The organism is Flavobacterium sp. (assembly GCF_013822155.1).
GTDB lineage: Bacteria > Bacteroidota > Bacteroidia > Flavobacteriales > Flavobacteriaceae > Flavobacterium.
Genome location: NZ_PNJW01000190.1, coordinates 1 through 1205, shown reverse-complemented (window position 1 = coordinate 1205; position 1205 = coordinate 1). Strand labels below are relative to the sequence as shown.

At 30.7% G+C, this 1205-nt stretch carries 1 protein-coding gene and 1 pseudogene; both read right to left on the bottom strand.

The window, feature by feature from the left end:
• Positions 1–935 (bottom strand): hypothetical protein (locus C0512_RS15855; RefSeq protein WP_290863325.1); only part of this gene is annotated, 935 nt, incomplete at its 3' end.
• 40 nt (positions 936–975) lie between these two features.
• A pseudogene (locus C0512_RS15850) lies at positions 976–1205 on the bottom strand (hypothetical protein); the annotation flags it as partial.

The following is a 1205-nucleotide window of genomic DNA, read 5'->3' as shown; positions in this document are numbered from 1 at the left end:
ATCAAATTTTCAAGTTGATTTTCAACACTCCTAAAATATTCATCAAGTAAAGGATCAGAAAATTCAAAAGGCACAGATTTAAGATTGAGATTTTTTTTTGCTTTTTCCAGCAATACTGAAACTTCCTCAACTTTTACTTTATTACCGGCTTTCCGATAATGAAACATTGCTTTTGAATAGTAATTTGGAGCAACAAATGAACCCTCATGAGCTTCAGAATCTTCAAGATATAGCTGAGCAAGGCGGTTATGAAATGGAGTTATTGACTCACCTATTTTCTGTGCTGTAACTAACTGAAGCTTTATGTAATCTTCTATATAATCCGGATAGATTTTTCCGTCTATTATTTTATTTGAATAAGTAAAAAATGTTTTAAGAGCATTATTTACTTTTTTCCCTTCAGCAGCAATAAAGTTCATTATTGAGTACTCTTGATATCCATGTATTTTGTTTTGCCCAAGAAGTGTACTCAAATATTCTAAGACTTCTTCCTTTTTATACTTTACATCCTGAGCAAGAGAAAACATTAATTTAAAAAGGCGAGCAAATGCCTGGTTGCTTGCATTATCATCTGAATTAAAAGTACTATTTTTAAGTGTTATTATGTAGTTATCGACTGCTTGTTGCGCGTAATTTGAGTTTCTTGTTTTTTGCCACAAGATGTGATTGTATTTAGCTTTTAGTTCTGGATTCTGAGTGTTTGAGGCCCGTTCCTTCAAGTAAGTTATCCCTTCATCCGATAATGTTAGTTCAGAAGTATTTATTTTAAAATCTTCAATATAAATTTCAAAAGTCAACGCTTTTTTTAAATTTTCATTTTCAGTTCTATCTTGTAGCATTGAAAGTGATGCTGGAAGGAAATTATCCTTTACAAGGTTTTTTTGTGATTCAATGTAACAATGATATTCATCTAGGTTATTAAAATTTTTAATCATAGGGTTTGTTTACTTTGTTTTGATAATATTTTTTCTAACATTAACTTAAATACATGAATCCATTATTATGGGCAATCGTCACCAGCGGTTGAATACCTTCTTTAAATTTAGTATAATCAAAGCTTTTAGCAATCCCCAAATCCGGATAAATAGTCAAATACTCTTCAAGCAATTTGCTTTTAGGGCTATGATGGTGTATAATTTCAAAGGCAGTTTTTTGTAAATTAAAAAAGCCATCAAAATGGGTTTCCATATTCGGCAGCTTATCAC